Below are 26,107 nucleotides of genomic sequence, written 5' to 3' on the forward strand. Positions count from 1 at the left end.
AAGGCCGGCGCACACCAACAGGCGAAATGATGCCCGACAATGACAGCCATTCTGCTTCTCCTGCTCTGACGCCGCTCAGCCAGCCGAATGCGCAGGGAACCTCGCCAATCCCACGCCTCGGAACCTTCTGTGAGACGCCGTCGGGCAATCTGATCGAGCTGCCGCAGTTCGGCGCGCAGTTCGATAAATTGGTGCGCGATTACTGCCACAAGGCGACGCTCGACTATCTGATGAAGCAGCGCCTCGAACTTGTTTTTCCAATTCCGCCGGGCGTTCTCTCCAGCGCGATCGTCAAACAGGTCGATCTGGAAGAATACCCCGTCTACGACGGAGCGACCTTCAAAACGCCTGCTCTGCAGCTCGGCAAATTCGACGCCGCGGCGATTTTTTCCGTAAAGCCCGCCCTGCCGATCGGCGGCAGCAGTCTGACCGGCGCGGGCGTTTCGCTCGGCTATCGCGTTTCGCCGCTGTTCCGGATTTCCGCGACCGGCTCGGCCGGCGAACAGAGCACGGATTCATTTAGCCGGAAGATCCCGCCTCAGCAGGCCTTCGGCGTCACGATCATGGTCAAGGGATCCTTCTGACTGGCGACGTGTGGCAGCCGAGCTGGCCTGGCTGCCACCAATCCTCAAGCGGCGAGCAATTCGCGCTCCGCGAAAACGCCTGTCGCCAAAACGAGGCCGCGCGCGTCGCGCAATGCCCCCTCGGCAAGTTCGAGTCCGAGAAAGCGCGCCTCATCGACCGGACCCGGCATTTCAAGGCGCAGAGTCAAGCTGCGTGAAAAGCCGAACGCCACGTAATAGGGCGCGTCGCCGACCAGCAATATGGCGCGATGACCAAAGCTTTGCGCCCGCCACAGCGCCTCGGCCATCATCCTGCGCCCAAGCCCCTGCGAACGATAAGCGGCGTCGATGGCGAGCGGGCCAAGCATCAGGGCGCGGGCGCCGCCGGCGTCGATATGCCAGAGCCGCACCGTACCGATCAGCCGGTTTCCATCTTTCATTGAAAGCGCAAGTCCGCGCGCCGGCAGCCGGCCTTCGCGCAGACGCTCGCAGGCCTTCTCAAATCGCGTCTCGCCAAAGGCGGCGTCGAGCAAATTTTCGCGCGCGAAAACATCGCCCGGGGTCTCCTCGGCGATATGAATCACGGGCTCGCGGGCGAGCGCGATCAAGGGCGCAACATTCGCCTGAACAGGCGTCAAAACAAAGGTCATCAGTGCCTCCGCGGCGTCATGCCGGATGCGCGACAACCCGGGCGCCGCGCGAAGGCATGAAGCCTTAGCCGGCGGTTCGGGACAGCGATTGGGGAAAAATCGTCCGGCGGCGGCGCTCAACGCGCCGGCGCAGGTCCGGTTTCAGCTAAACAGCGTCAAATCACATAGGATTTGAGCGGCGGAAAGCCGTTGAAGCCGACGCTGGAATAGGTCGTCGTATAGGCGCCTGTTCCCTCGATCAGCACCTTGGCGCCGATCTCGAGGCTGACGGGAAGGTGGTAGGGCTCCTTCTCATACAGCACGTCGACCGAATCGCAGCTCGGCCCGGCGAGCACGCAAGGCTCGGTCTCATCGCCGTCGAACGAAGTGCGGATCGGATAGCGGATCATCTCGTCCATGGTCTCGGCGAGCCCATTGAACTTGCCGATATCGAGATAGACCCACTTCACGTCGTCGTTGTCCGACTTCCTTGAGATCAGAACGACTTCCGCCTCGATCACGCCGGCGTTGCCGACCATGCCGCGTCCCGGCTCGATGATCGTCTCCGGGATATGATTGCCGAAATGCTTGCGCAGCGACTGCATGATCGACTGCCCATAGGCCCGCACCGCCGGAACTTCCTTGAGGTAGCGGGTCGGAAATCCGCCCCCGAGATTGACCATCTGCAGCGCAATGCCACGCTCGCCGAGATCATTGAAGATCGCCGAGGCGGCCTTCAGCGCGCCGTCCCACATGGCGGGATTGCGTTGCTGCGAGCCGACATGGAACGACAGCCCATAGGCGACGAGCCCGAGCCGATGCGCATGTTCGAGCACCCGCGGCGCGAGATCCACGTCGCAGCCGAATTTGCGCGACAGCGGCCATTCGGCGCCCTTGCCGTCGCAGAGCAGACGGCAGAACACCCTAGAGCCTGGCGCCGCGCGCGCGATTTTCTCAACCTCGGCCTCGCAGTCGACGGCAAACATTCTGACGCCGAGTTCGTAGGCGCGCTTGATATCGCGCTCCTTCTTGATCGTGTTGCCGAAGCTGATGCGGTCCGCGCCCGCGCCGCTGGCGAGCGCCGCCTCGATCTCGACGACCGAAGCCGCATCGAAGCACGAGCCAAGGTTCGCGAGCAGCTCGAGCACGCGCGGGTCGGGATTGGCCTTTACCGCATAATAGACGCGGGTATCCGGCATGGCGGTGGCGAATGACATATAGTTGTCGCGCACGACGTCGAGATCGAGCACGAGGCACGGGCCGTCTTCGCGACGGTTGCGGAGAAATTCAAGGATACGATCGGTCATCGCGGCATCCCTTCGAAGGGCGCGGCATGGACCGCGCCAGAACGAATAAGCTTCGGGGTGAAAGGCGATGCTGAAACACGCCGCGCTTTGGAGACGCGAGCGGTCCAGTTGACCCGCCATTCGCGAGCGATATCGTTTCCACGAAGCCTTAAGCTTCGCAGAGCGAATCGCACTGATGCTGCGCCGTTGGACAATCGCGCTCCGAAAGGACGCAGAGGCGCCTTGCGAAACGTTCATGGCCTTCGCTTGGAGTGGGAAATCCCCTCCGCACGCCCGGCAAGATAGACAAGCCTCTTCGGTTGCCAGCTGTGGAGGCTGGCAGAGACCAAAAAAGCCCGGTCCGTCGTTGCTTTAAGTCGCGTCCCCCGTTTGGCGGGGTTCGCCGGTTCGCCTCCGGCTGTCGGTCCTTTTCAGGCGGTTAACCGGCCTCTTGTCCGGATCCCCGCCAACCGACACACGACCACAGGCACGTGCGAAAATGGGCAAACGCAGAAATAGGCAGATTCGCACGGATTTCAAGCAGTTTTTTCGCCCAATCATGCGTCGGCCGCGCAGGGGGCGCCAAAGACACAGTTCAGCCGGACTTGATACGAAGCCTGAGGACAGGTGCGCAGCCATAGCGCGAGAGCGCGCCGGCGAAAGTTGCAGAGTTTTCGGAAGCAGACCGTTCCTTAACTAATTGAAATAAAACACGCTCATGAATTTTGACCCGCTCGGTCGAAAATCATCGTGACGTATCGCCTTGCTGCCGGCCAAAAAGGCCTTTAACCCCAAGGGCGCCTCTTGAAACAGCGCCAAACGAGCCGCCCGGCTCCGCGCGGCCGCCCTCCAAATCCCAAATCGCTCATGACCCAGTTGAACCGCCGCACTCTCGTCACCGGCCTCATCGCCTCGAGCGCGCTGACGACGCATCTTGCTTCCGCGGCCTCGCAAGCGGGCCAGACGGCGCCGCCCGCCGCGCCCGCGCCGCAGCCGAAATTCGATTTCGACGACGTGCTGCGCCGCGCGAAGGACCTCGCCTCGGCCCCCTTCGACGCGGCGATCGCGCCCCTGCCGGAGGCGCTGAGCAAGCTCGACTTCGACGCCTGGCGCGACATCCGCTTCCGGCCGGACAAGGCTTTCCTGAACAGCCCCGGCAGCCAGTTCCGACTGCAGCTGTTTCATCTCGGCCATCTCTACAAGCGCCCGGTGACGATCAACACCATCCGCGACGGCATCCCGACGCCGATCCCCTTCACCACCAGCCTTTTCGACTATGGACGGACGAAGCCCGAGAAGCCGATTCCGGTCAATCTCGGCTTCGCCGGGTTCCGGCTGCACTATCCGCTGAATTCGCCGCGCGTTTACGACGAGGTCATCGCCTTTCTCGGCGCGAGCTATTTCCGCTTCCTCGGCCGCGACCAGCATTACGGCATATCGGCGCGCGCGCTCGCCATCGGCGCCGGCGGCGAGGAGGAGGAATTTCCGTTCTTCCGCGAATTCTGGATCGATTCGCCCGAGGCCAACGCCGACCGCATCACGATCTTCGGGCTGCTCGACAGCCCCTCGACGACCGGGGCCTATCGGTTCGACCTCTATCCCGGCGTCGAGACGGCGATGGAGGTGTCGACCGTGCTCTATCCGCGCAAGGCCGGCGTCCGCTTCGGCCTCGCGCCGCTGACCTCGATGTTTTTCCTCGGCGAGAACGACCGCCGCTTCAACGAGGATTTCCGCCCTGAACTGCATGATTCGGACGGGCTTCTCGTCCATTCGGCCACCGGCGAATGGATCTGGCGGCCGCTGCGCAATCCGACGAAGCCGGTCATTTCATCCTTCTTCGACCGCGACGTCAGGGGGTTCGGCCTGCTGCAGCGCGACCGCGAGTTCGATCATTATCAGGACCTCGATCTCGCCTATGAGCGGCGCCCGAGCTATTTCGTCGAACCGCGCGAAAGCTGGGGCGAGGGACATGTCGATCTCGTCGAGCTGCCGACCGAGCATGAAGCCAACGACAATATCGTCGCTTTCTTCACGCCAAAGGATTCTCCTGAGGCCAACAAGCCGTTCAGCTATGCCTATCGCCTCGTCGCCAGCCTCAATCTGACGCGGCTATCCCCGAACGGACGCGCGCTCAACACCTATCACACGACGGCGGCGGCGCTCGGCTCGGCCGAGGCTCCAGCTCCCGGCACGCGCCGCTTCATCATCGATTTCACCGGCGGCGATCTTCCGTTCTACGCCATGGATCCCGGCTCGGTCGAGATTGTGCCCTCGACCAGCCAGGGCAAGATCGTGCGCTCCTTTCTCGTGCCGAACCCGCATGTCAGAGGATTTCGCGCCGCGTTCGACGTCCAGCTCGACGGCGGCCAATCGGCGGATCTGCGCGCGTTCTTGCGGCGCGGCTCGCAGGCGCTGACCGAGACCTGGACCTATCCCTGGCGGCCGGATTGAAGCCGGCATGATGGTGCGGCCTGCGACGGCGCAGGATCTTGCCGCGATCGAGCGCATCGAAAACGCCGTCTTCGAGGGCGACCGGCTGACGCGCCGGAGCCTGCGCTATTTTCTCACGGCGAAGAGAAGCTTGATGCTGACCCTCGCCACGCAGGACGAGGTGGTCGGCTATAGTCTCGTTGGCCTGCGCAAGGGATCGCTGAAGGCGCGGCTTTATTCGATCGCGCTCGATCCAAAGCAGCACGGACGCGGCCTCGGCCGGATGCTGCTTCGCGCCAGCGAGCGCGCCGCCGAGGCGCATGGCGCGCGTTTTCTGAGGCTCGAGGTGCGCACCGACAATAAAAGCGCCATCGCGCTCTATGAAAAAAACGGCTATCGCATCTTCGGCCGCTATGAGGATTATTATGAGGATGGCGGCGAGGCGATCCGCCTCGAAAAACCGCTCGAAGCCTGATCGGGCCGCCGGCCGCGATGCGGCTGGCCATTTCAGGCAAAATACGTAAATTGCGCGGCAGCGCAACGAACGCGCCGCGCCAATGTGATGACGGGGATAACAGTGCCGCCGAAAGCAGACGTCGCCGATTTTATCGGCCGGTTCAGGGAAATCGTCTCCGATCCCATCAATCTTCTCGTCGAGCGCATCCCGCAGGCGGGCGTCGTCGAGGACGATCTCGTCTGGCTGCATAATGGCAACCGCGTTCATTACTCGGGCGAATATGCCTATTATAAAGAGTTCAGCGATATTCTGATTATCAACCGCGGCGTGCATGAGCCGCTGGAAGAATATGTGTTTCAGCAATGCCTGAAGCTGCTGCCGCCTCGCCCGACGATGCTCGAACTCGGGGCCTACTGGGCGCATTATTCCATGTGGCTGAAGCGCAAACATCCCGACGCGCTCGTGACCATGGTCGAGCCCGACGAAGCCAATCTGCGGGTCGGGCAGCGTAATTTCGAGCTGAACGGATTTAAGGGGGAATTCACCAAAGCCTTCGTCGGCAAGGGAAATTTCGAGGTCGACCCCTTCTTTTCGAGCCGCAATCTGACCCATCTCGACATTTTACATGCCGATATTCAGGGCTTCGAGCTCGAAATGCTGGACGGGGCGGAGAAAACCCTGTCCGAGCATAAGGTCAGCTATGTGTTCATCTCGACCCATTCGCAGGAGCTTCATTCCGGCGTCTGCAACAAGCTGACCGCGCTCGGCTACCGCGTCGAAGTTTCCAGCGATTTCGATTTCGGGACGACCAGCTATGACGGGATGGTGTTCGCCTCGAGTCCCTCGGCGCCGAAGGTGCTCGGCGCGGCCGCCCCGCTCGGGCGCTCCGACATCGCCACGTCAAGTCCGGCCGATCTTCTCGCACGCCTTACCGCGCTGTCGCAGCCGCAAAAAATCTAGAGCATGTCCCGTTCAGATGGAATCATCCGAACAATAACGACATGCTCCAACTTATTGATGTAGCGCGCGTTCTAATCGATCGCATGTTTCCAGGTGATCGATTAGCGCTCTAAAAGCGGCTTGCCTGGCCGAGCGGCCCCTGCTTCAGCCGGTCGAGATCAAACCCCTCTATATCCTGCAACAGTTCGATGAAAGCCGTCGCGCCATAATCGGCGCAGGCTTCGCCCTTGCGGGCGGCGGCCGCGCCGGCGTCGCCCATCGCGCCCGATTCGGAAAGGTCCTGGCTCATCCAGCCAAAGCCGGTCGGGCGACCGACGCGCAGCCAGTTGAATTCATTCTCGATGGCGATGCTTTCGGGCACAAAATCGGCGGCTTCCTCCATACGCACGAGATCGGGACGAAAACTCAGCATCAGCGAGGTTTCGATATCGCCGGCGTGGACGCCGTGAATCTTTTCATTTTCGGAGAACAGCCCGTCCGGCGCGCCAAACCGGCTCCAGGACGCCAGCACCGCCAGCATACCGAGGCGGGCGCGCAAATCATGAGCGATGACGTTCAAGATCGCCGAATTGCCGCCGTGAGAGTTCAAGAGCACCAGTTTGCGGCAGCCGGCGCGGCGCACGCTTTCGGCGATTTCGGTCCAGGCCCGGATGGCGGTCGCCGCCGACAGGCTGAGGGCGCCGGGAAAATCGCCATGCTCGATCGAGCAGCCGACGCTCTGCACCGGCAAGAACAAGACCGGCAGTTCCGGCGGCAGCCGCGCGGCGACCTGCTCAATATAGCCGTCCATGATAAAATGATCGACGCCGACCGGCAGATGCGGCCCGTGCTGCTCGACGGCGGCGACCGGCAGCACGGCGATGACCTCGGCCATGTCGGCGTCGCGAAAGTCGGTCCAGCTCATCTCGGACCAGAAGCGCGTCTGCAGCATTTTGTCGCCGCCCCTTCGGCGTTATCGGCGAGGAGCCTTGGAGGCTAGCCCAGCCCTTGCATCTTCGCGAGGCGCAGGCAAAAAGCAATATCAGCCTTGCCGGCTTTGCTTCCCCTCGGCGGCGCAACGGATTCTCGCATGACCGCAACGCTCGCATCACCGGGCCGACAGGCGACCTTGAGCGCCGTTGTCGCCGGCCTGCTTATCGTCGCCTTTTTCGGCGGGCCCGCCCTCGCCCTCGACAGAGTGACCTTTGCGACCAACTGGCTTGCCGAAGGCGAGCATGGCGGCTTCTATCAGGCCAAGGCCGACGGGACCTATCAGCGCTACGGCCTCGACGTGACGATCTTGCAGGGCGGCCCTCAGGCCAACAACAGGCTGTTGCTGGCGGCCGGCAAAATCGAGTTCAATCTTGCCGCCAATCTGATCCAGTCGTTCGACGCCGCCTCGCAAAACATCCCGCTCGTCGCGGTCGCCGCGCTGTTCCAGAAAGACCCTTTCATCCTGATGTCCCACCCCGACGCGGGGTTCGACAAAATGGAAGATCTCCCCAGGGCCACGGCCTTCATCGGCAAGGACGCCTTCGTCTCGGTCTATCAATGGCTCAAGAGCGCCTATGGATTTTCCGAGGACAAGGTCCAGCCCTATAATTTCAACGCCGCGCCCTTCATTCGCGATAAAAATTCGATCCAGCAGGGCTATGCGACCTCGGAGCCGTTTTCAATCGAGCGGGAGGGCGGCTTTCGGCCCAATGTGTTCCTCGTCGCCGATTATGGCTATGATTCCTATTCCACTTTGATCGAAACCCGGGCCGACCTCATCGCGCAAAACGCCGATCTCGTGCAGCGCTTCGTCGACGCCTCGATCATCGGCTGGATCAACTACCTCTATGGCGACAGCAGCAAGGCGGACGCGCTGATCCTTGCCGACAACCCCGACATGACAAAAGAGCTGCTTGCCTATTCGCGCGAAAAAATGCGCGAGCTCGGCATCGTCGTTTCCGGCGACGCCCGCACGCTTGGCGTCGGCGCCATGACCGAGCCTCGCGTGAAAAGCTTTTTCGGCAAGATGGCGGCCGCCGGACTGTTCAAGCCCGATCTCGATTATCGCCGCGCCTACACGCTCCAATTCATCAACAAGGGCGTCGGCCTTGATCTCATTCCGCGCCCGTAAATGACTGAGGCCCTGTCAGCCGCAACGCTGGCGGCCCCGCCGCTGGCTTCACTGCGCGGCGTCTCCAAATTCTATGACAATGGCGTCGAGGCGCTGCGCGACGTCGATCTCGACATTCGCGCGGAAGAATTTCTGACCCTGCTCGGGCCGTCCGGCTGCGGCAAGTCGACCATTTTGCGGTTGATCGCCGGGCTTGAGGCCCCGAGCGCCGGAGGTCTCACCCGCTCTTTTTCGGCCGGCAGCGTGGGCTTCGTGTTTCAGGAGCCGACGCTGATGCCCTGGGCGAAAGTGTTCGACAATATTTTTCTCCCGCTGCGCCTTGCCGGACAAAGCCGAGGCAAGGCCGCGCCCGCCGTGGAGCAGGCGCTGACGCTCGTCGGGCTTGGCGGATTTCAGAACGCCTTTCCGAACGAACTCTCCGGCGGCATGAAGATGCGCGTCTCGATCGCCCGCGCGCTGGCTCCCCGCCCTTCTCTTATCCTGATGGACGAACCTTTCGCGGCGCTGGACGAAATCACAAGGTTTCAGCTCAACGACGATCTCCTGCGGCTGCGCCGTGAGACCGGCGCGACGATCGTCTTCGTCACCCATTCGATTTTCGAGGCGGCCTATCTTTCAACCCGCATCGCGGTGATGGGGCCGCGGCCGGGACGAATCGCCGCCGAAATCGACGCCGCCGCGCCGCGCGAGACCGGGAATTTTCGCGCGAGCCCCGCTTTCGCGGCGCTGTGCGAGGCGGCGTCAAACGCTTTGCATCGGGCCATGGGCGAGGAGGCGCCGTGAGCGCCGCCGCCGCGCCGCCGCCGCTGCTCGTCCTCGCGGGAACGCTGGCGCTGTGGGAGGTTCTCGTTCGCGCCAGCGGCACGCCGCCCTATGTGCTGCCGGCGCCAAGCCTCATCCTCGAAACGCTCGCCTCGGATCGGGCCATCCTGTTTCCGGCCCTTCTCGTCACGCTTGGCGCGACGCTGCAAGCGTTGGCGGCCGCGGTCGGCGGCGGCGTCGCGCTGGCGGTTCTGTTCGCGCAATCGAAATGGATCGAGCGCGCCTTTCTGCCGGTCGCCATCGTGCTGCAGGTGACGCCGATCATCGCCATCGCGCCGCTGCTGCTCGTCTATCTCGATTCGCGTGAAGCCACGCTCGCCTGCGCCTTCCTCGTCGCCTTCTTTCCGATTCTCTCGAACACGGCGCTCGGCCTCGCCTCGGTCGACCGCAATCTCGTCGATCTTTTCACCCTCTATGGCGCCTCGCGCTGGCGCATGTTGATCCTTTTGCGCGCGCCCTCCGCGCTGCCCTATTTCCTCGCCGGCCTTCGTATCGGCGGCGGCCTTGCGCTGGTCGGCGCGATCGCCGCGGAGCTTGCCGCCGGCGCGAGCGGCAAGGGCGCGGGTCTTGCCTTCCGCATCGTCGAAGCCGGCTATCGCCTCAACGTTCCGCGCATGTTCGCGGCCCTCCTGCTGATTTGCCTCTCCGGCGTCGCCATTTATGCCAGCCTTGCCGCCCTCTCCGATCTGCTGCTCGGCCGCTGGCGCGACGTTTTGGCAAGGCGGTAGACTCCGCCGCAGCACAAGTTAAGTTTACATCCCGTCAAGCCCAACAGAAAGCGACCCATGCCCGCCTCTTCTTGCCGTTACGACGTCGTCGGTCTTGGCAACGCCATCGTCGACGTCATCGCCCGCACTGATGATGATTTTCTGCTCGCCCATGATCTGCGCAAGGGCGGCATGACGCTGATCGACGAGGCGCGCGCGAAAGAGCTTTATGAGGCGATGGGACAGACCACCATCGTCTCCGGCGGCTCGGCGGCGAACACGATCATCGGGCTCGCGAGTTTTGGCCGTAGCGCCGCCTTCATCGGCAAGGTCAAGGCGGATGAACTCGGCGGGTTGTTCGCCCATGACATCCGCGCGGCGAAAGTCGGCTTCTCGACGCCGCCGGCGGGCGACGGCGCCGAGAGCGCGCGCTGCCTGATCCTCGTCACGCCCGACGGCCAGCGCACCATGAACACCTTTCTCGGCGCCTGCCAGGATCTGACCGAAGCCGACGTCGACGAGACGGTCATCAAGGATTCGGCCGTGACCTATCTCGAAGGCTATCTGTGGGACCCGCCGGCCGCCAAGGACGCCTTTCGCAAGGCCTCGAAAATCGCCCGCGCGGCGGGCCGGCAAACGGCGCTGAGCCTGTCCGATTCTTTTTGCGTCGATCGCTACCGCGACGAGTTTCTGGACTTCATCCGCTCCGGCGGGGCGCAGATCATCTTCGCCAATGAAAGCGAATTGCATTCGCTTTACCAGACTTCCGATTTCGATACGGCGGTGTCGCTGCTGAAGGCCGAAAATATTCTGGGCGTCGTGACGCGCTCGGAACAGGGTTGTGTTGTAGTGAAAGGCGATGTTGTTGTATCCGCCCCGGCCTCCTCTGTAGAGCAGGTTGTCGACACAACAGGCGCCGGCGATTTGTTCGCCGCGGGATTTCTGACCGGCTACACGCTCGGGCGCGATTTTAGCGAATGCGCAACACTCGGCGCGCTGGCCGCCGCCGAAATCATCCAGCACATCGGCGCAAGGCCGCAGACGGATTTGCGGCAGTTGGCCGAGCAGAACGGGTTCAAGGTGTAATTTATTCGTCGACGCGCCATCCTTTAGATGCCGCAAACTTGCACCACAGGACCGTCAGGTGACGCATTTCAATGAAGGTAAAGCATGCGACGCCGTGATCCGTCGAATCGAAGCCCGTGAAGGCTGTTCACGTCACTCTCTGAGTTATCCCGAAAAGGAAAACCACTTCGCTCCTGTTGAATGCACTTGTTTGATAGGAGATCAACATTTTGCCTTAGAGCACACTGGCATCGAGCCATTTGAGAAATCAATTAAGCTGAAAGTTAAAGAACAAGCGCACTTTCAGCCAATCCGCCATTGCCTTAAGGGACAGTTACCTGCGACTGAGCACTTTGTTTTGCACGTTCCAAACTGCGCGACGCTGAAACTAAAACAAATAGAATTAGAGCGAGTACAACAACATCTCATAGCTTGGGTTAAAAGCATTGCGAGCACCCTACCGATCGCTCGACTTGATGACTACGTAATCGATACCAAATATACGTCGATCCCAGGAGTGCCGTTCGACGTAGCATTACATAGAGTTCAGAAGGGAGGCCCGCTTGGCGAAATTAGTACAGTGCATTTTGTCGACCGAAACCTAGAAAACCAAAGAACTGATCGCATACGAAGAGCATATGCTGCAAAAACAAAAAAACTCTCGTACTGGCAAAAATGCGGTGTTCGAGGTGTTCTTATCTTTGAAGAAAGCGATAGTCAGCTGACCAATTATCAGCGTGTTGCTGATGCAGTGAGACGAGTGGAGGAAGACGCAATCGACAAACCGGATGAAATTTACCTACTGAGCTCCGCTGTCGAAAATTCTTGGCAACTCTACACGCTTCGATTGGGCAGCAATCTAACAAAAAGATTCAGCGCCTTAGATAATTCGTCGATTGCAATTGATCCTAGAATCTTACGGGATATCACCGCTGGCTAATCAGTAAGAAGAAGTACTCGTAACGCGGATTGAAAGCCGGTTGCCTCGCAGGCCCATAGCGCCCAATTCGCGCACGGCAAGGCCTGCAACTCCACAATCCCGCTTTGGTCTCTTTCACAGAATTTTGTGACTTTTCAGCTAGTAAAAGGCACAAGTCACTCTACGCCCCTAATTAGGGGCGCAAGTGTACGGTCGAACACGAGAAAGGGCCCCTGTCGGACGTTGCTCCCGTAATAAGCCCCTACTCCGCCGCCTTCTTGAAGAACTCTGGAAACGTGCACTGCGCTTCGGCGGCGGCGTGGGCCGGCATTTCGCGGCGGAATTCGACGATATTCGGCTGCTCCACGAAGGGCAGCTTCAGGCTCGCCCAGACGTCGACCAGCGATTCCACCAGATGCGCGATATGGGCGTCGGAATGCAGCGGGCTCGGCGTGATGCGCAGCCGCTCCGTGCCCTTGGCGACGGTGGGATAATTGATCGGCTGGATATAGATCGCATGCCGGTCGAGCAGCATGTCGGTCGCCGCCTTGCACAGCTCGGCGTCGCCGACCAGCACCGGCACGATATGCGAGGAATTCGGCATCACCGGCAGGCCGGCGGCCGACAGCGCATGCTTGGTCAGCATCGACTGGCGCTGGTGGCGCGCGCGCAGTTCGGCGCCCTCGCCCTGTTTCAACAGGCTTACGGCCGTTTTCGCGGCGGTAGCGATCGCCGGCGGCAGCGAGGTCGTGAAGATGAAGGACGGCGCATAGGAGCGCACCGCGTCGATGATCGAGGCCCCGCCGGTGATATAGCCGCCGAGCGTGCCGAACCCCTTGGCGAGGGTTCCCTCAATGACGTCGATGCGGGCCATGACGCCGTCGCGCTCGGCGATGCCGCCGCCGCGTGCGCCATAAAGGCCGACGGCATGGACCTCGTCCATATAGGTCATGGCGTTGTAGCGCTGCGCCAGATCGGCGATGGCGTTGATCGGCGCGATATCGCCGTTCATCGAATAGAGACTCTCGAACACGATCAGCTTGGCGCGGCGCTCGCCGGCCTCGGCGAGCAGCTGTTCGAGATGGGCGAGATCATTGTGGCGGAAAATCCTGCGCTCGGCTTTGGAGCGGCGGACGCCCTCGATCATCGAATTATGATTGAGCTGGTCGGACAGGATGAGGCAGTCGGGCAGAATGTCGCCAATGGTCGAGATCGCGGCGAGATTGGAGATCCAGCCCGAAGTGAAGACGAGGCCGGCTTCCTTGCCGTGCAGATCGGCGAGTTCGGCCTCAAGTTCGACGATCGGATGATTATTGCCGGAAATATTGCGGGTTCCGCCGGCGCCGACGCCATGCGCCTGCGCCGCCTCCTGCATGGCCGCGATCACCTTGGGATGACGGCCCATGCACAGATAGTCGTTGGAGCACCAGACGGTGACGTCGACTTCGGGACCGCCTTCGCCGCGCCGCCACACCGCCCGCGGAAAGGCTTCCGCGTCGCGAGCGAGATCGGCAAAAACGCGATAGCGCTGTTCGCCCTTCAACTTCGAGATGGCGTCGTCGAAGAAGCGCCGATAATCCATAGGCTCCGTTCCCTTCTGATCCGGGCCTTGGGCCTGGATGGGCGGACAAACCTCCGCTCAAGGCTTGGCTGTGACGACAGGCGCCGGTTGACGCCTTGTACTCTTTACAAAGAGCTTATCGCAAGCGCCAGATCGTCTCAGCCGATTCGATCAATTCCCGGCGGAATTGCCGAAAATGACAGCGACTTTGAGCTTTTCCGTTCGGAAAACGGCAAAGCTTGCCCCTTGGCAATTCGGCTGGAAACGTGCGAATTGATCGGAAGGCTCTTGACGCAATGCTTTAGTCAGCTTCAACCCCCGGGTCAATTTCCCTTTTTTCACAGACTGTTGACATGCGCATTCTCGTTACCGGCAGCGCCGGCTTTATCGGTTTTCACATGGCCGCGCGTCTTCTCGCCGATGGCCATGAGGTCGTCGGGATCGACGGTTTTACGCCCTACTACGACCCGGAGCTGAAGCGCCGCCGCAATGCGATCTTGTCGCAAAATCCGCGATTTTCGAGCCACGCGATCCTGCTTGAGGACGCGAGCGCGCTGAAAACTGTCTACGGCGCGGGATTCGACGCCGTCTATCATTTCGCGGCTCAAGCAGGCGTGCGCTACAGCCTTGAAAACCCGCGCGCCTATGTCGACGCCAATCTCACCGGCGCGTTCAATCTTCTGGAATTGATGCGGGACGCGCCGCCCAAGCATGCGCTGATGGCCTCTACCTCTTCGGTCTATGGCGCCAATGCGAAAATTCCCTTCCATGAGACCGACCGCGCCGACCATCCGCTGACCTTTTACGCCGCGACGAAGAAGGCCAATGAGGAGATGGCCCATTCCTATGCGCATCTGTTCAAAATTCCGGTCACCATGCTGCGTTTCTTCACGGTTTACGGGCCTTGGGGCCGGCCGGACATGGCGCTGTTCAAATTCGTCGACGCGATGTTCGAGGGCCGCCCGATCGACGTTTTCAATCACGGCAAGATGAAACGGGATTTCACCTTCGTCGGCGATCTCGTCGAGGCGATGGCGCTTCTCATCGACAAGGCTCCGCCCGCGCCCGACAGCCGGACCTCGCCGACGCCCGATTACGACAGCCTGTCGCCCGTCGCGCCCTGGCGCATCGTCAATATCGGGACGGAGCGGCCGGTCGGGCTGATGGATTTCATCGAGGCGATCGAAATGGCGACCGGCCTCAAGGCCGAACGCAATTACCTTGAGATGCAGAAGGGCGACGTGCCGCTGACTTTCGCCAGCACGCGGCTGCTGTTCGAACTGACGGGCTACCGGCCGGCGACCCCCTTGGCCGAAGGGGTCAAGGCTTTTGTGGCATGGCGGCGCTCCTATCAGGCGGGCGTAAGCTAAAGGCGGAGCAGCTCGCGTCGATAAGTCGAGAGAGCATCCATGGAGCGCTTCGACTCGCAGCGGCGGCCTTGTTTGCTGCATTCATCGTTCCGGCGGCGGCCGATGACGCGCCTGACGTCGCCGCCGTCCGGCATGTGCTGATGGCGAGCTTCGCAAAAAAGGCGGGGCATGGACCGTTGCGCTTTGCGGCGGCGACGCGCTGAAGAACGCTGATTCGCTGCGTCAGTTCGGTCTGAGCGCCGATGAGGCCAATGCGATGGCCGGGCAGTTTTATTCAATCTGATCGACAAGAATTTGCTCCAAAGGCCGATCATCGGACCAGCCGACAAGCCGCCGACGCGAAGATTAGCTTGACGCCCGACGGCAAATGCCGCTGGCTTGAGCGGCACATGGTTTTCACCAGGGCGCGGCGACGCGCCCGGATGGATATGGGAATGGGGAAGGGCCTTTGGCCCGAAGCCCCGACCGCCCCCGCGACTGTGAGCGGCGAGCTTCCTTTCACAACGTCACTGGACCCTGCCCTTGCAAGGCGTCGTCTGGGAAGGCGGAAGGTTGCGATGACCCGCGAGTCAGGAGACCGACCCTGTGCGCATGTTCAAACTCAAGCCGTCGGGTGAGACGGCAAAGGAGCTTTCGATGCATATTGAACCTGGCCTTGTGGACAGCGGGAAAATCTGGCTGAGCTATGTCACCGCCGCCGGCGCCGGCGGCTATACGCTGAAACTTGCTTATGAGACGCTGCGCGAACGCGGCCCGGCGTCCCTGCTGTCGCGTAGCGCGGCGACGACCGCGCTGGTCTTTTCTTTCTTCGAGGTTCTGCCGCACTATCCTGTGGGCGTGTCCGAAGTGCATCTCATCTTGGGCTCGACCCTGTTCCTGATTTTCGGAGCGGCTCCTGCCGCCATCGGCCTCGCCCTAGGCCTTTTGATCCAGGGCCTTTTCTTTGCGCCCTTCGACCTGCCCCAATATGGCATGAACGTGACGACGCTGCTGGTCCCGCTCTTCGCGCTCACGGCTCTCGCACAACGCGTGATCGCTCCAAACACGCCCTATGTCGATCTGAACTACCGCCAGGCGCTGGCGCTATCGACGACCTATCAGGCGGGAATCGTCAGCTGGGTGGCGTTCTGGGCGCTCTACGGACAGGGCTTCGCCGCGGGGAACATCGCCGCGATCACCTCGTTCGGCGGCGCTTACATGCTTGTTATCATCGTCGAGCCTCTGGTCGATCTCGCCGTTCTCGCCGCAGCCAAAGCGTTCCATCGCTGGAAGGGCAGCGCCCTGCTGGAGCGGCGGCTCTACGAGCCGGCCTGACCGCACATTTGCGCGCCGGCAAAAGCGCGCCCCCGATCGGACCGAAGATCCGATCGGACGTCGATTAAGGTTCGGCTCGGGCGGCTGTGCGCCTTTGCCGAACGGATGGACGTGGCCTGACGAACCCTTGCGCCTCGGCCGGCTCTGATCGCGATCAATGACAGGCCGGCCGAAAAAGCGCTCGCTAACTTTGCCGTCTTGGGTCGTCTGTTGCGGTGCCCCTCCTGAAACCGACGCGGTTTTTCATGGACCGGCGCGTCCAGCGTCCCGTTCCCGTCGGCGCTGCGCGGCGGCGCGCCATTTCATGGAGCCAGTCCTTGCTGCACATCGACCTTCCGACCCGCGCCGAGATCGCGCAGCTCGCGAGCCATCGCGGCTCGCCCGCAATCTCGCTCTACTTGCGCACGACGCCGCTGACCCAGGACTCCAAAGCCGAGCGGATCGAGCTCAAGAACCTTCTGAAATCCGCTGTCGCTGAAATGACCGAAGCCGGAATCGACAAGCGGGCGATCTGGCCGATCGAGGAGCGGGTCGGCGCGTTGATCGACGATGATGATTTCTGGGCCTATCAGGCAAACAGCCTTGCAATCTTCGCGACGCCGCAGCGCATCAGCACCTTCCGCCTGGCAAACAGGTTGAGCACCGTCGCGGAAGTCTCCGACCGCTTTTTGCTGATGCCGCTGATCCGCGCGCTGACCTTCCCGCATGACGCCTATGTGTTGGCGATCGGCATCGGCGCCGCGCGTCTGGTCGAGGTCTCGGCCGACCTGCCGCCGCATGAGGCGAAGGTTCCGGGCATGCCGCGCGACGCCAGCGCCGCGATCGGACGGCGCAGCCACGCCGAGCACGCGGGCGACATGCAGAGCGGCGGGGGAACGAGCGAACACGCGCTTTTGACCCGCTATTCGCGCGCCGTCGACGAAGCGTTGCGGCCGGTGCTCGCCGGCCATGAGCGTCCGCTGATCCTTGCCGCCGCCGAGCCGCTCGCCTCGATCTTCCGCGGCGTCTGCAGCTATCCCCATCTCGCCGGAGAGATCATCGCTGGCAGCGCCGGCCATACGTCCGAGCATGAACTCGCGGGCGCTGCGCGCGCCATCCTCGACAAGATCTACGCCGGTGAAATCGCCGCGCTCGCCGATCTCTATGCGGCGCGCGGCGCACAGGGCCGCGCGACCGGCGACGTCGCCGAGGCTGCCCGCGCCGCGACCTTCGGAGCCATCGACATGCTGATCGTCGACATGGATGTCGTCCTGCCAGGCACGGTGGATGAGGAGACGGGCGCGGTCGCCTTCGCGCAGGCGGCGGACGGGGTCAATTACGGCGTCGTTGACGAGATCGCCCGCCGCGCAATTCAGTCCGGCGCGAAGGTTCTGGCCGGCCGGCGCGCTGACATTCCAGCTGGCGGCGATCTCGCCGCCATTCTGCGCTATCCGATCTGACGACGAGCCGCGCCCGGAGCATGGTCCGGGCGCGGCGCTTGCTCAACGCTAAAACGCCTCCTCGATCCATTTGAACGGATAATTCGGCTCCTTGTAGCCGTCCGCCTTCTGCCGCTTCGGCAGTTCGATCTTCGTTCGCTCGATGTCCTTGTAGGGAATTTGCGCGAGGAGATGCTTTATGATGTTGAGCCGGGCCCGCTTCTTGTCATCCGAATGCACAACATACCAGGGCGCCCAGGGCGTGTCCGAGGCCATGAACATGGCGTCGCGGGCGCGCGAATAATCATACCAGCGGCTGTAGGATTTCAAATCCATATCCGACAGTTTCCAGATTTTCCGGCCGTCCGTGATGCGCGCTTCAAGCCGCCGCGTCTGTTCTTCCGGGCTCACCTCCAGCCAATATTTCAGGAGGAGAATGCCGGATTCAATGATCGATCTTTCAACGCCGGGGGCCATCGCCAGAAACTGGTCGGCCTGCTCCTGCGAGCAAAACCCCATCACACGCTCGACGCCGGCGCGATTGTACCAGCTGCGGTCGAAGATCACGACCTCCCCGGCCGCGGGAAAGTGCCGGATATAGCGCTGGATATACATCTGCGATTTTTCGCGGTCGGTCGGAGCGGCGAGCGCGACGATTTTGAAGGTTCGCGGACTGACGCGCTCGGTCAACGCCTTGATCACGCCACCCTTGCCGGCTCCGTCGCGTCCTTCAAAGACAATGCAGATTTTTTTGCCTTCGCGCTTCACCCACTCCTGAAGCTTCACCGTCTCGACGGCGAGCTTTCTCAGCTCTTCTTCATAGGCCTTGCGCGTCAATTTAGTTGAGTCTTCCTCGTCCTTGGGCGCGTTGCTCTTTGCCATCTTCGCCTCCGCTTCATTTCCAGGCGAGGAACATTCCGACGTCGCCGGGAAATCCATTCGGCCATTCGACGATCATCGCTTTGAGGTGGTAACCGAGGGGCTCGAATTTTTCCTTCCAGATCTCATAGACCTGACGCGGCGCGCCGACGAGGGTTTGCGGCCAATCCGGCTCGGTGTTATTGATCGCCCGCCCGCGGTCCGCGCACATCTCCGACGGAAAACGCACGATCAGCAGCTCATTCTCGCCGCGCGACGCCGCAAGGCGCACGCGATTCATGAAGGCCGCGGCTCGCTCCTGCGTGAAATCGATCGGCTGCATCAGCTTGTCGATCAAATCCTTTTTGGCCTGACCTGCGCGCTGCATCGCCGCATAGGATTGCGACGCCTTGGCTGATTCCGTTTCGGCGACATAGGCCTTAAGGTCGGCGACGGACATGAAAGCCTCGTCTCCGAGCGGATGCGTCGAATGATTGACTGCGGGTTGGTTCATGGTCGCGCTCCCACGTTGCAGAGGGGGATTCAGCCTTAACGACGATGATAGACTTTTGATTGATCCGCATCAATCGAGCCCGCCGTATTGTAAGACCCTCCTCAAAGGCGGGGAAGGCGGACAACCGCGGCGCCCGCCTCGACCTCTGGCGCCGGCAAAAACCACACACATCATATCATTCAGCGAAGCGGCCGAACCGCGGCCATTCCGATGAGGACACATTTATGTCATTGCTGGACCTCTGCGGGAAGGATTGCGATGACGGGGCGATCGGGGCAGTTTCGACATTTCGGGTTGATCGCCGCTTGCGTCGCCGCCTATGCGCTTGTCTTGCAGCTTGTCCTGACGAGCGCCCTCGCCGCCGGCATTCCGGCCACCGAGCCAAGCGGCCTCGGACGTCTCTGCCTTAGCGGCAATTCATCGACGAGCGGCAATGAGAGCGATCACATAAAATCCCATTGTCCATTGTGCGTATTGCGTTTGGATTCCGCGTCGCTCCCTCCCCCGACGCCGGCGCTCATCATCGACCGCATCGCTGTAGAATGTCATTTCCGGGCTGTCTTACGGGCTTCGCTCCGTATCTTTGAGCCACGTTCCGCCTGCCAGCCGCGCGCGCCTCCGACGCTGACGTAAGAACGCCCCCCGGCGCTGATTCCGCGCGCGGGACTCTCACTTAATTCCCCTATCGCCCAGCCCGTCGGACAAGCGCCCGCAAGACGCGCGAGCGTCGGTGCGCGCCGGCTTGCGGCCTCATTACGGAAATCCACCATGCAATCCCTGCCCTTCGGGAGCGTTCGCGCAGCCTTGTGCGCCACAAGCGCGCTCGTACGTCCCTCGCTCGCCGTCCTGTGTTTCACTCCATTCTTTGTCACCGCGGCTGCCGCCCAAACCGCCCCAGACCTGCCGACCGTGGTCGTCCAGCCCAGCCTCCCGGATGGCGGCGGCGCCTCCTTCGGCGCCTTCGCCCCGGCAAACAGCGCCGCCATTTCAGGTGGGGGCGCCGCCGCAGCGGAGCTCTGGAGCAGCGATTCGGCCTCCCTCATCACGGATATCCCCGGCGGGGCGACCTGGGGCGCCGGCGGCGTGTCAAGCCTGCCGACCGTCAACGGCATGGGCGCGGATCGCGTCCAGGTGACGATCAACAGCATGCTGTTTGCTCCAGCCTGTCCGAACCAGATGAATCCGCCGCTCTCCTTCGTCAATCCGGCGATGATCTCCAACATGCGCGTTTATACGGCGTCGTCCCCGGTGAGCGCTGGCGGCGATTACACGGGCGCCAGGGTCGAAGTGGCCGTCGCGCCGCCGATCTTCGCTTCCAATGGAGGATTTATAACGACTGGAGGCGTTTCCGGATTTTTCCGCAGCAACGGCTCCTCTTATGGAGTGAACGCGAACACGACCGTGTCCAATCTGGATACAAGCGTCGCCTTTACCGGCGGCTGGGCGCGATCAGGCGATTACACGGCCGGCGACGGGACGAAAATCAAATCCACCTTGTTCCAGACCCAGAACTACGCGCTCAGCGTTTCGAAAAAGGTCCAGGACGGCCTCTTTTCGATCGAGGTTGGCGGCCAGGCCATTCCCTATCAGGGCTATCCCAATCAATATATGGACATGGTCGACAATCACAGCCTCTACATCAACGCACGCTATGAAGGCCTGTTTGATTGGGGCAAGTTTGAAGCGACCGCTTTCGGGAACCGCATCCGCCACACGATGGGCTTTATCGAGCCTGACAAGAGCGGCGACATGCCGATGGACACCCAGAGCATGGACGCCGGATATACGGTGAAGGGAACGATCCGGATATCGGCGCAGGATCTCGTCAGGATCGGCAACGAATTATATTATAACCATCTCGATGATTGGTGGCCGCCTGTCTCGGGCTCGGCGATGATGGGGCCTGACACCTTCGTCAACATCAACAATGGCCAGCGCGGCCGTGTTGGGACCTTCGCCGAGTGGGAACGCCGTTGGGACCCGGCGTGGACAACCATCTTCGGCGTGCGCAACGACGTCGTCATGATGAATACGGGAGACGTGCAGGGCTATAATGCGATGATGTACGGCGCCGAAGCCGCCGCCTTCAACGCCCAAGATCGCGCGCGGACCGATGTCAACTTCGACGGATCGGCCCTGGTCCGATACGAAGCCGATCCGTCGAGCCTTTATGAGCTTGGATTTGCGCGCAAGACGCGCTCGCCCAATCTCTACGAGCGTTACGCCTGGTCGACGAACGCCATGGCCATGCAGATGATCGGCTGGTTTGGCGACGGCAACGGCTATGTCGGAAATATCAATCTCGTTCCGGAGAAAGCCAATACGGTCAGCTTCACCGCGGCCTGGCATGACGCGGCCAGGAAAGCATGGGAGATCAGGGTCTCGCCCTACTACAGTTATGTCGAGGATTATATCGACGCCGACCGCTGCGCGCTTTCCGGTTGCCTCGCAAATCTGGCCTCAAACCTGACCACGACGGACAATTTCGTCTATCTGCAGTTCGCCAACCATGACGCCTGGCTCTATGGCGTCAATCTCGATGGCAAGCTGGCGCTCTGGGATACCGACACATTCGGCCAGGGAGGCTTTCGCGGAAACCTGAATTTTGTGCGTGGTCAGCGGACCGACGGGATCAATCTTTACCACATGATGCCCGTCAACGCGACGCTGGCGCTGGATCAGACTTTTGGCGGCTGGAACTCGAGCCTCGAAGTCCAATTCGTTGGCTCGAAGACGCTTGTGAGCCAGGTTCGAAACGAACTCGTCACATCGTCCTACGCCCTCGTTAATCTTCGCCTCGGCTATCAATGGGAGGCGGTAAGGCTGGATTTCGGCATCGACAATCTGTTCAACCAGAACTACGACCTCCCCCTCGGCGGAGCCAATCTGGTCAATTACCAGGCGGTCAGCATGATGGGCACGTCCGCAGTCTACGGCTATCCGGTGGCGGGGCCCGGCCGCTCGTTCAATACGCGGCTGTCCGTGAAGTTTTAGCGCCAGGGCGTAGCGGCTGACCTGCGGATGGTCAGCCGCTACCGATTCTCATCCATCCATTTTCAGGGCGGCGATGAAGGCTTCCTGCGGGATCTCCACCTTGCCGAACTGGCGCATCTTCTTCTTGCCGGCCTTCTGCTTGTCGAGGAGCTTGCGCTTGCGGGTGGCGTCGCCGCCATAGCACTTCGCCGTCACATCCTTGCGCAGGGCCCGCACCGTCTCGCGTGCGATGATCTTGCCGCCGATCGCCGCCTGGACCGGGATCTGGAACATGTGCGGCGGGATCAGCTCCTTCAGCTTCTCGACCATCACCCGGCCGCGTGTGTCGGCGCGGTCGCGATGCACCAGCATCGACAGCGCGTCGACCGGTTCGGCGTTGACGAGGATCGACATTTTGACGAGATCGCCCGGCCGGTAATCGGTGATGGCGTAATCGAAGCTGGCGTAACCCTTCGAAATCGACTTCAGCCGGTCGTAAAAATCGAACACGACTTCGTTCAGCGGCAGATCATAGACCGCCATCGCGCGCTTGCCGACATAGTTGAGATCGACCTGCACGCCGCGCCGCTCCTGACAAAGCTTTAGCACCGCGCCGAGGTAGTCGTCGGGCGTCAGGATTGTGGCGCGGATCCAGGGCTCGTCGATCTCTTCGATCTTCGTTGGGTCCGGCATATCGGCCGGATTGTGCAATTCGATCGTAACGCCGTCGCGCTGGACGATTTTGTAGATCACCGACGGCGCGGTGGCGATCAGATCAAGGTTGAATTCGCGCTCCAGCCGCTCCTGAATGATCTCGAGGTGCAAGAGGCCCAAAAAGCCGCAGCGAAAGCCAAAGCCCAGCGCCGCCGAACTCTCCATCTCATAGGAAAAGCTCGCGTCATTGAGGCGAAGCCGGCCCATCGCCGCGCGCAGATCCTCGAAATCGGCGGCGTCGACCGGGAACAATCCGCAGAACACGACGGGCTGGGCCGGTTTGAAGCCCGGCAGCGCCTCGGCGCAGGGACGCCGCTCGTCGGTGATGGTGTCGCCGACGCGCGTATCGGCGACCTGCTTGATCTGCGCCGTGATGAAACCGATCTCGCCGGGGCTAAGCTCTCCGGCGTCCTGCATTTTCGGGCGGAACACGCCGATCCGGTCGACCTCATAATGGGCGTCCGCGGCCATCATCTTGATTTTCTGCCCCTTGCGCAGGACGCCGTCGATGACGCGCACCAGCACGACGACGCCAAGATAGGCGTCGTACCAGCTGTCGACGAGAAGCGCCTTTAAGGGGGCCGATTCGTCGCCCTGCGGCGGCGGCAGGCGCGTGACGATGGCCTCTAGCACGAGATCGATGCCGATGCCGGTCTTGGCGGAAATCATCACGGCGTGCGAGGCGTCGAGCCCGATTACATCCTCGATCTGCTGCTTGATCCGCTCGGGTTCGGCGGCCGGCAGATCGATCTTGTTCAGGACGGGCACGATCTCATGGCCGGCGTCGAGCGCGTGATAGACATTGGCGAGCGTCTGCGCCTCGACGCCCTGGCTGGCGTCGACAACCAGCAGCGAGCCCTCGCAGGCGGCGAGCGAACGCGACACCTCATAGGCGAAATCGACGTGGCCGGGCGTGTCCATGAGGTTCAGAATATACGCCTCGCCATCGGCGGCCGTGTATTCGAGCCGGACCGTTTGCGCCTTGATGGTGATGCCGCGCTCGCGCTCGATATCCATGGAATCCAGCACCTGCTCGACCATGTCGCGCGCGGCCACCGCTCCGGTCTGCTGGATCAGCCGGTCGGCCAGCGTCGACTTGCCATGGTCGATATGGGCGACGATCGAGAAATTGCGGATGTTCTTGATGGGGTGCGCAGTCATCCTTGCGAGATAGCAGGAGGGGGCGGCAAAGGGAAGGCGGCCGGGGGCGCGCCCATCGGGCGCAGATTATGCGGGCGCCCGGCGTTTCACCTTATCTGATGCTGCAAGGTCCCCAGCAGATAATTCGCAAGGCCTCGCTCAAGACCTGGCCGCTTGGCGCAGTCTTCCGCATATTGGATTTTGCTATGCCTGACCAGAAAATCGAGCGCCGCCTGCTCGTTTCCCTTTTGGATTGTTCCATCAAGATGGAATTTGGCGAGGTTATAGAGAGCGTGCGGATCGTTCTGATCGCCGGAAAGGCGCAAGAAATGAAGGGCGCGGGAGGCGTTTGAAGGTTTAAGGACATCTTTATAAATAACGAAAAGCCGAAAATGAATATTGGCGCCGGAAAATCCAAGTCCAGTAGCACGTTCATAAAGACTGACTGCGCCCGCGATGTCGGAAAACCCGAGTTCGCGCACATAGCCCGCCGCATAACAGGCGCGGGCGAGGAAAGCATCCGAACCTGCTTTCTCGAGCGTCGGCATCGCCTCATTGAATAGTAGCTGATGAGCCAGATCTGGATTCTTGGTTACATTCAGCCTCCCATCCACAAGGCATTCCGCGAGGAACGTTTTTGCGTGAGGACTTCCGGCCAGATGCGCCTTGTTCATCCATTCGAAGGCTTTGACTTCATCCTTTTCAACGCCTTCGCTCTTCCAATAGGCCATAGCCAGAGGGAAATACGCTTCGACCGCGCCGTTGCGGCGGCGAAATCGAAACACTGAAAGGCGTATTTCAGATTTTCGCCTTGGTTTTCTTCGCCATATTTGAACCCGCCCGGGCTGTAGAGGAAACCAAGCTCAAGGTAAGCCATCGGGCTATTGTCGAGTTTCGCCGCCTCAACGAAATATTGGTGAGCACGCTCAAAGTCGCCTTCATCATAATGGATGTGTCCAAGCTCCAGAAGCGCGCGCGACGTCTTGCCCCAAGCCAGATCGTTCTTGACTTCTTCCTTCCAGACAAGAAACTCCCGATCCACCGCTGGGCCGAGCGCGCTGTTTTCCGAGAAACGGCTCGCTGGCGTCCAATCGGTCTGCGCAACATCGAAATGAAATGAAGCCGGTGGGCGGAAATTAAAGAAATTACGCTCAGCAATCGCGTCGCTGACAGCAAAATATAGATTTGGATCGTGTGAACTTGAATGGGTCAAAGTCGCGGCTTCGTCGCAGATCTTTTGAGTTAGCTCGCTTCGCGATAAATTGGACTGTTGCTGATATTGATTCACAATTGAGGAAAGATCGACATCCCGATAAAAACTCATTGCGGCGCCCATTTTTCTGGAATGAATTGGCACAGAGTTTCAAAAATAAAACGATCAAATAACTAAACTCAATCTTCGCCCGTCGCGCATTTGTTCGTTAAATTTCGCCGCTCGCAACCGTCGATTATTGCCGTGTTGCAATAGCGGCGCTACCGCTCTTGCGCGAGGCTGACGACGGCGAACCATGGCGCGCTTGCCGGCGGCGAAAAGACGATTGTCGAAACGCTGGTGGCGTAATAGCTGCGCCCGCTACCGTCGAGCCGTTCGTGATCGCCGGCCAGGTAGCGATTGTGGCATCGGACGATTTCCAGGGCGAAACTCTTCCCGTGGCTGCGCACGGCAGCCAACACGCCGGCGCTTTGACTCAGTCCGTTCGGATCGACATAGCCGGCCATGTTTTTCTCTTGGCGCCGCGAGCCGCGGCGGGCGTTAATGGAAAACGCTCGAGCCTGAAAACTGTTCCGCTCGCAACCCGCCGCCGCAGGCTCGTTCGGGCGGGCGCACAGTGGTCGCGGGTATCCGAGAAACACAGATCGTCTCAAGGCCTCACCGGCGCCGGCGTGTTCGGCGGATAGGCTGGCGCGAGCTTCACGCCAACAATTTCATATTCCGTCCGCCGATGACACATCAACGGAAGAGGCAGGGCCAGGGGAAACAGCTTTTGATGATATTCGAGGCTGACGGCGCTGCCCGGGGGGATCGCCTCAAGCTCCTTCTCAATCGTCTTGTCGGGGACGGAAAAGTAAAACGTATTGTCGATAGCGCCCTTGTTCTGCGTCAGGGAGTCGGATTTGGCGAAATTCGCCAGCGCAAGCTGCCCCTCCCGAGTCCAGCAGATAAAGCCTTTGGTCGATAATTTATCGATGACGCCGGTGCGCGTGCCGATCGAGTAATTGTAAGAATTCACCAGCGCCGCGAGGCCGATGAAAATCGCCAGCGCGGCAAGCGCGACGAAGGCGAATTTGAACTTCCAGGACAT

The 26,107-nt window shown here is 61.2% G+C and carries 26 protein-coding genes and 1 riboswitch; of the genes, 15 read left to right on the top strand and 11 right to left on the bottom strand.

Annotated features, from left to right (window positions below):
* Positions 1-29 precede the first annotated feature (29 nt).
* Positions 30-584 (top strand): hypothetical protein, encoded by a 555-nt coding sequence (locus tag CR492_RS10990; protein ID WP_146030241.1) that lies wholly within the window; start codon positions 30-32, stop codon positions 582-584.
* A 44-nt stretch (positions 585-628) separates the two neighbouring features.
* Here CR492_RS10990 and CR492_RS10995 read toward each other — a convergent pair whose 3' ends face one another.
* Both CR492_RS10995 and CR492_RS11000 read right to left on the bottom strand, forming a co-directional pair.
* Positions 629-1,213: a GNAT family N-acetyltransferase gene (locus tag CR492_RS10995; RefSeq protein ID WP_180982514.1), complete on the bottom strand. Its 585-nt coding sequence runs from the start codon at positions 1,211-1,213 to the stop codon at positions 629-631.
* 155 nt (positions 1,214-1,368) lie between these two features.
* Positions 1,369-2,499 carry a type III PLP-dependent enzyme gene (locus CR492_RS11000; RefSeq protein ID WP_102843874.1) on the bottom strand — a complete coding sequence of 377 codons (1,131 nt, stop codon included), beginning with the start codon at positions 2,497-2,499 and terminating at the stop codon, positions 1,369-1,371.
* 846 nt (positions 2,500-3,345) lie between these two features.
* Between CR492_RS11000 and CR492_RS11005 the strand changes: the two genes are divergently transcribed.
* From CR492_RS11005 to CR492_RS11015, 3 genes are all read left to right on the top strand, one after another.
* The gene (locus CR492_RS11005) at positions 3,346-4,929 is read left to right on the top strand and encodes a glucan biosynthesis protein (protein ID WP_102843800.1); all 1,584 of its coding nucleotides are present in this window, start codon (positions 3,346-3,348) and stop codon (positions 4,927-4,929) included.
* Between the two features lie 7 nt (positions 4,930-4,936).
* Positions 4,937-5,383, top strand: coding sequence for a GNAT family N-acetyltransferase (locus tag CR492_RS11010; protein ID WP_102843801.1), 447 nt, complete (start codon positions 4,937-4,939; stop codon positions 5,381-5,383).
* A gap of 102 nt (positions 5,384-5,485) precedes the next feature.
* Positions 5,486-6,325 (top strand): FkbM family methyltransferase, encoded by an 840-nt coding sequence (locus tag CR492_RS11015; RefSeq protein ID WP_245412048.1) that lies wholly within the window; start codon positions 5,486-5,488, stop codon positions 6,323-6,325.
* A 109-nt stretch (positions 6,326-6,434) separates the two neighbouring features.
* Here the strand turns inward: CR492_RS11015 and CR492_RS11020 are convergent, their stop codons facing one another.
* Positions 6,435-7,256 carry a creatininase family protein gene (locus CR492_RS11020; RefSeq protein WP_102843803.1) on the bottom strand — a complete coding sequence of 274 codons (822 nt, stop codon included), beginning with the start codon at positions 7,254-7,256 and terminating at the stop codon, positions 6,435-6,437.
* A gap of 138 nt (positions 7,257-7,394) precedes the next feature.
* On the opposite strand from CR492_RS11020, the gene CR492_RS11025 reads away from it, so the two are divergent.
* Genes CR492_RS11025 through CR492_RS20505 form a run of 5 tightly spaced genes read left to right on the top strand, consistent with a single transcriptional unit; the run spans position 7,395 to position 11,963 of the window.
* Positions 7,395-8,429: an ABC transporter substrate-binding protein gene (locus tag CR492_RS11025; RefSeq protein ID WP_102843875.1), complete on the top strand. Its 1,035-nt coding sequence runs from the start codon at positions 7,395-7,397 to the stop codon at positions 8,427-8,429.
* A complete protein-coding gene (locus tag CR492_RS11030) occupies positions 8,430-9,212 on the top strand; it encodes an ABC transporter ATP-binding protein (protein ID WP_102843804.1) in 783 nt (260 codons plus the stop codon).
* The gene (locus CR492_RS11035; RefSeq protein WP_102843805.1) at positions 9,209-9,979 is read left to right on the top strand and encodes an ABC transporter permease; all 771 of its coding nucleotides are present in this window, start codon (positions 9,209-9,211) and stop codon (positions 9,977-9,979) included. The genes CR492_RS11030 and CR492_RS11035 overlap by 4 nt, the downstream gene beginning before the upstream one ends.
* A 57-nt stretch (positions 9,980-10,036) precedes the next feature.
* On the top strand, positions 10,037-11,044 hold the full coding sequence (locus CR492_RS11040; RefSeq protein ID WP_102843806.1) for an adenosine kinase: 1,008 nt from the start codon (positions 10,037-10,039) through the stop codon (positions 11,042-11,044).
* Between the two features lie 58 nt (positions 11,045-11,102).
* The gene (locus CR492_RS20505) at positions 11,103-11,963 is read left to right on the top strand and encodes a hypothetical protein (RefSeq protein WP_146030242.1); all 861 of its coding nucleotides are present in this window, start codon (positions 11,103-11,105) and stop codon (positions 11,961-11,963) included.
* 241 nt (positions 11,964-12,204) lie between these two features.
* On the opposite strand, the gene hemA is transcribed toward CR492_RS20505, so the two are convergent.
* Positions 12,205-13,524 carry a 5-aminolevulinate synthase gene (gene hemA / locus CR492_RS11045; RefSeq protein ID WP_102843807.1) on the bottom strand — a complete coding sequence of 440 codons (1,320 nt, stop codon included), beginning with the start codon at positions 13,522-13,524 and terminating at the stop codon, positions 12,205-12,207.
* Positions 13,525-13,856: 332 nt separating this feature from the next.
* On the opposite strand from hemA, the gene CR492_RS11050 reads away from it, so the two are divergent.
* From CR492_RS11050 to CR492_RS20790, 4 genes are all read left to right on the top strand, one after another.
* Positions 13,857-14,873 carry an NAD-dependent epimerase/dehydratase family protein gene (locus tag CR492_RS11050; RefSeq protein ID WP_102843808.1) on the top strand — a complete coding sequence of 339 codons (1,017 nt, stop codon included), beginning with the start codon at positions 13,857-13,859 and terminating at the stop codon, positions 14,871-14,873.
* 68 nt (positions 14,874-14,941) lie between these two features.
* On the top strand, positions 14,942-15,076 hold the full coding sequence (locus CR492_RS21380; protein ID WP_280951540.1) for a hypothetical protein: 135 nt from the start codon (positions 14,942-14,944) through the stop codon (positions 15,074-15,076).
* Positions 15,077-15,246: 170 nt separating this feature from the next.
* Positions 15,247-15,473, top strand: a riboswitch (cobalamin riboswitch).
* 36 nt (positions 15,474-15,509) lie between these two features.
* Positions 15,510-16,187 carry an energy-coupling factor ABC transporter permease gene (locus CR492_RS11055; RefSeq protein WP_102843876.1) on the top strand — a complete coding sequence of 226 codons (678 nt, stop codon included), beginning with the start codon at positions 15,510-15,512 and terminating at the stop codon, positions 16,185-16,187.
* Between the two features lie 245 nt (positions 16,188-16,432).
* Complete coding sequence (locus CR492_RS20790) at positions 16,433-17,626, top strand: hypothetical protein (RefSeq protein ID WP_245412049.1); 1,194 nt, start codon at positions 16,433-16,435, stop codon at positions 17,624-17,626.
* A 48-nt stretch (positions 17,627-17,674) separates the two neighbouring features.
* Here the strand turns inward: CR492_RS20790 and ppk2 are convergent, their stop codons facing one another.
* Entirely contained in the window at positions 17,675-18,487 is an 813-nt protein-coding gene (gene ppk2, locus CR492_RS11070) for a polyphosphate kinase 2 (protein WP_102843811.1), read from the bottom strand.
* A 13-nt stretch (positions 18,488-18,500) separates the two neighbouring features.
* Positions 18,501-18,977 carry a hypothetical protein gene (locus tag CR492_RS11075; protein WP_102843812.1) on the bottom strand — a complete coding sequence of 159 codons (477 nt, stop codon included), beginning with the start codon at positions 18,975-18,977 and terminating at the stop codon, positions 18,501-18,503.
* Positions 18,978-19,235: 258 nt separating this feature from the next.
* Between CR492_RS11075 and CR492_RS21505 the strand changes: the two genes are divergently transcribed.
* On the top strand, positions 19,236-19,610 hold the full coding sequence (locus CR492_RS21505; protein ID WP_432431205.1) for a DUF2946 family protein: 375 nt from the start codon (positions 19,236-19,238) through the stop codon (positions 19,608-19,610).
* Positions 19,611-19,745: 135 nt separating this feature from the next.
* Positions 19,746-21,971 carry a TonB-dependent receptor gene (locus CR492_RS11085; RefSeq protein ID WP_102843814.1) on the top strand — a complete coding sequence of 742 codons (2,226 nt, stop codon included), beginning with the start codon at positions 19,746-19,748 and terminating at the stop codon, positions 21,969-21,971.
* Positions 21,972-22,019: 48 nt separating this feature from the next.
* Here CR492_RS11085 and lepA read toward each other — a convergent pair whose 3' ends face one another.
* The 5 genes from lepA to CR492_RS11110 all read right to left on the bottom strand — a co-directional run bounded on the left by lepA (position 22,020) and on the right by CR492_RS11110 (position 26,107).
* Positions 22,020-23,825 (bottom strand): translation elongation factor 4, encoded by a 1,806-nt coding sequence (lepA, locus tag CR492_RS11090; protein WP_102843815.1) that lies wholly within the window; start codon positions 23,823-23,825, stop codon positions 22,020-22,022.
* A gap of 86 nt (positions 23,826-23,911) precedes the next feature.
* Positions 23,912-24,535 carry a tetratricopeptide repeat protein gene (locus tag CR492_RS11095; RefSeq protein WP_102843816.1) on the bottom strand — a complete coding sequence of 208 codons (624 nt, stop codon included), beginning with the start codon at positions 24,533-24,535 and terminating at the stop codon, positions 23,912-23,914.
* Complete coding sequence (locus tag CR492_RS11100) at positions 24,475-25,140, bottom strand: tetratricopeptide repeat protein (RefSeq protein ID WP_180982515.1); 666 nt, start codon at positions 25,138-25,140, stop codon at positions 24,475-24,477. The genes CR492_RS11095 and CR492_RS11100 overlap by 61 nt, the downstream gene beginning before the upstream one ends.
* 137 nt (positions 25,141-25,277) lie before the next feature.
* Complete coding sequence (locus CR492_RS11105; RefSeq protein WP_102843818.1) at positions 25,278-25,523, bottom strand: hypothetical protein; 246 nt, start codon at positions 25,521-25,523, stop codon at positions 25,278-25,280.
* A gap of 143 nt (positions 25,524-25,666) precedes the next feature.
* The gene (locus CR492_RS11110) at positions 25,667-26,107 is read right to left on the bottom strand and encodes a hypothetical protein (RefSeq protein WP_102843819.1); all 441 of its coding nucleotides are present in this window, start codon (positions 26,105-26,107) and stop codon (positions 25,667-25,669) included.

The sequence above is a fragment of the Methylocella silvestris genome, assembly GCF_002891535.1.
Classification (GTDB): Bacteria; Pseudomonadota; Alphaproteobacteria; order Rhizobiales; family Beijerinckiaceae; genus Methylocapsa; species Methylocapsa silvestris_A.